The following is a 3,131-nucleotide window of genomic DNA, read 5'->3' as shown; positions in this document are numbered from 1 at the left end:
CTGGCCTACGGCTGCGGCGGCTTCGGCATGACCGCGGCCTCGGAGTGGCCGCCGCAGCCGTAGGCCAGGGAGACCACACGGCCGTCGGCCGGGGAGAACTCGTTGGCGCAGACGCCGAAGGCCTGGCCCAGGGAGCCGCCGATCGGCACCAGGAAGCCGCAGCTCACGCAGGTCGCCGGGGCCGCCTGGGCCATCGGGGTCCGGGGGCCGAACGCCTCCTCCCAGCGGTCGGCGGCAAGGCGCAGGCCGTGGCGGGAGAGGACGCGGGCGCGGCGCATGCCCAGTTCGTCGGCGACCGCGGCGATCGAGCCGCGGGACGGAGCAGTGGCGGGGAGGGTCCTCGACGGGCCTTCCGCGGCGTCGGCGTCCTCCGTCTCCGCCTTCTCGGCCGTCTCCTCGGAGAGCACGGAGTTCGGCGGGGGTTCGTCCTCGCCGGAGAAGCCGGGTTCCAGGCGGAGGTCGTCGGCGGCGGTGGGCAGCAGGTCGCCGGGGCCCATGTCGCCGGGGCGCAGACGTTCGCTCCAGGGCACCCACTCGGGTGCGAGCACCGCGTCCGGTCCGGGCAGCAGGACGACCTCGTCGACGGTGACGACCTTGGCCCGGGAGGCGCGGGCCACGGTGACGGCCCAGCGCCAGCCGCGGTAGCCGAGCTCCTTGCACTCGAAGAAGTGGGTGACGACCCGGTTGCCCTCGGAGATCACGCCCGTGTGCTCACCCACGACCCCGGGGGCGGCCGCCTCCTCTGCTGCGGCCCGGGCAAGGTCGACGGCCTCGGCGCACAGGCGGTCGGGGGTGCGGCTTCGCGTGGTCGCTGCGCTCACAGGTATCGCTTCTCTCCTACGCCGTCTGTACGGGTGCGCCGGCCTGAAGGCAATGGGGCGGACGGAGCGGACCCGGGGACCGCGTCGACATCCGCGCCCGCCGTGCTCGGGCGCACCTACGTCATCCATTCTGCGGTATGCCCGTAGGGCGCGCGGCCGAGAACGTTCGCCACGACGCGCAACGCACGCTACCTTCTCGCACCTGCCCGGCCCACACCGACGGGGGTTTCCCGCCCCGCATCGACGGTGCTTCCCGTGCCCGCGCCGACAGCGCTTGCCGTCCCCGTGCCGAGGGGGCTCGCCCTCACCTTCCCGTCCCGTCGTCCGGAATGGCCGGCTCCGGGGTGTCGCGCGGGCGGGGCGCGGGAGCGCGGGTCCGGCTGCGCGGGTGGCTCATGGGGGCGCGTCGGGATCATCCGGGGCGCAATGACACCGGACGGGCCCGAATCGGGGCAGTATGACGGAGTGGCAGCCGCAAGGACGTCCCCGGGGACCACCGGAGTCGATGGGGACAAGGGGAACAAGGGGAGCGACCGGGGCAGCGGTCCGGGCCGGTTCGGCAGGTCCGTCCGCGCGGTCGGCCGTGCCCTGCATCTGCCCGTCACCACGACGGTCCGCGGCATCCGCAGAGCGGCCAACGCGCACGGCGCCGGCGAGTCGGGGCTGGGCAGACTGATCGAGCTGCACGCGGTGAACGGCGCCGGAGACGTCATGATCACCGTGGCGCTCGCCTCCACCGTCTTCTTCTCCGTGCCCACCGACGAGGCCCGCGGCCGGGTCGCGCTGTACCTCGCCATCACCATGGCGCCCTTCACGCTCCTCGCCCCGGTGATCGGCCCTCTGCTCGACCGTCTTCCGCACGGCCGCCGTGCCGCGATGGCGGGGGCCATGCTCGCCCGGGCGCTGCTGGCGCTGATCATCGCGGGTGCGGTGGCCGGCGGCAGTCTGGAGCTGTATCCGGCGGCGCTCGGCGTCCTGGTCGCCTCCAAGGCGTACGGCGTGGTACGCAGTGCCGTCGTCCCCCGGCTGCTGCCTCCGCGCTTCTCCCTGGTCAAGGCGAACTCCCGGGTGACCCTCGGCGGGCTGCTCGCCACCGGTGTGGCCGCGCCCATCGGGGCGGGGCTCCAGGCCCTCGACGCGCAGTGGCCGCTCTACGGCGCCTTCGTGATCTTCATCGCGGGAACGTTCCTGTCCTTCTCCCTGCCGCCGAAGGTCGACTCGGCCAAGGGGGAGGACCGGGCGTTGCTCGCCGCGGACGAGCAGCATCTGCGTGTCCCGCGCCGCACCGCGCGGGGGCGGCCCGGGCTGCGCACGGTCGGCACGGCCGTCACCCACGCCCTCGCCGCCAACGCCTCCCTGCGCTGCCTGTCCGGCTTTCTGATCTTCTTCCTGGCCTTTCTGCTCCGGGAGCACCCGCTGGCCGGTGCGAACGCGGCGGTGTCCCTGGGGATCGTGGGCGTCGCGGCGGGCGCGGGCAATGCGCTCGGCACGGCGGTCGGGGCGTGGCTGCGGGCCCGGGCCCCGGAGATCATCATCGTCACGGTCGTCGCGATCGTGCTGGGGGTCGCCATCACGGCCGCGGTCTTCTTCGGTGCGGTTCTGGTGACCTGTCTGGGCGCGGTCGCCGGCTTCGGGCAGGCCCTGGGCAAGCTGTCCCTGGACGCGCTGATCCAGCGGGACGTGCCGGAGCTGGTGCGGACCTCGGCGTTCGCCCGTTCCGAGACGCTGCTGCAGATGGCCTGGGTGCTCGGCGGCGCGATCGGCATCGTGCTGCCGCTCAACGGGGTGCTGGGTCTGTCGGTGGGCGCCGCGATCGTCGCCGCCGGCTGGGTGCCCACGGTCCGCGGTCTGCTCGTCTCGGCCCGGCGCGGCGGCAGCACCCGGCCCCGCGTGGTGTGACTTCTCTTCGGCGGCCTCACCCCGGACAATGTGCGAACCGCCGTCGCGGCGATCCGCCCCCGGGGCGTCACTGTGTCCCGTGGGGCGAGCAGGGCCCGTGGAGTGAAGGACCATGGGCTCGTCGCCGCGTCCGTCAAGGCCGCTTGCGCCCAGGTCCGGCCCCGGCCGGGCAGGAGCACGAGCACCGCGATCCCTGGGGAGACCGCTCTGTGACCATTCGCCTGTACGACACCAGTGCCCGGCAGATCCGTGATTTCATCCCGCTGCGGCCGGGGTGTGTCTCGATCTACCTGTGTGGTGCCACCGTGCAGGCGGCCCCGCACATCGGGCACATCCGGTCCGGGCTGAACTTCGACATCCTGCGCCGCTGGTTCGCCTACCGCGGCTATCAGGTCACCTTCGTCCGCAACG

Annotated in this window: 1 protein-coding gene and 3 pseudogenes; 3 read left to right on the top strand and 1 reads right to left on the bottom strand. The window is 73.7% G+C overall.

Translation table 11 applies throughout. The features are described 5' to 3' along the window. Positions 1-8: 8 nt before the first annotated feature. Positions 9-821, bottom strand: a pseudogene (locus CCN35_RS16180) (DUF3027 domain-containing protein); the annotation flags it as partial. 465 nt (positions 822-1,286) lie between these two features. On the opposite strand from CCN35_RS16180, the gene CCN35_RS16175 reads away from it, so the two are divergent. The 3 genes and pseudogenes from CCN35_RS16175 to CCN35_RS16170 all read left to right on the top strand — a co-directional run. Further along, the gene (locus CCN35_RS16175; RefSeq protein ID WP_086793261.1) at positions 1,287-2,720 is read left to right on the top strand and encodes an MFS transporter; all 1,434 of its coding nucleotides are present in this window, start codon (positions 1,287-1,289) and stop codon (positions 2,718-2,720) included. Between the two features lie 15 nt (positions 2,721-2,735). Beyond that, positions 2,736-2,933 (top strand): annotated as a pseudogene (locus CCN35_RS27760) (hypothetical protein); the annotation flags it as partial. Continuing rightward, positions 2,930-3,131, top strand: a pseudogene (locus CCN35_RS16170) (cysteine--tRNA ligase); the annotation flags it as partial. The pseudogenes CCN35_RS27760 and CCN35_RS16170, both read left to right, overlap by 4 nt.

It is taken from the genome of Streptomyces thermovulgaris, from assembly GCF_002155915.1.
Lineage (GTDB): Bacteria > Actinomycetota > Actinomycetes > Streptomycetales > Streptomycetaceae > Streptomyces > Streptomyces thermovulgaris.
The sequence above is the reverse complement of the archived record's forward strand: the minus strand, read 5'-3'. Positions and strand labels throughout refer to the sequence as shown.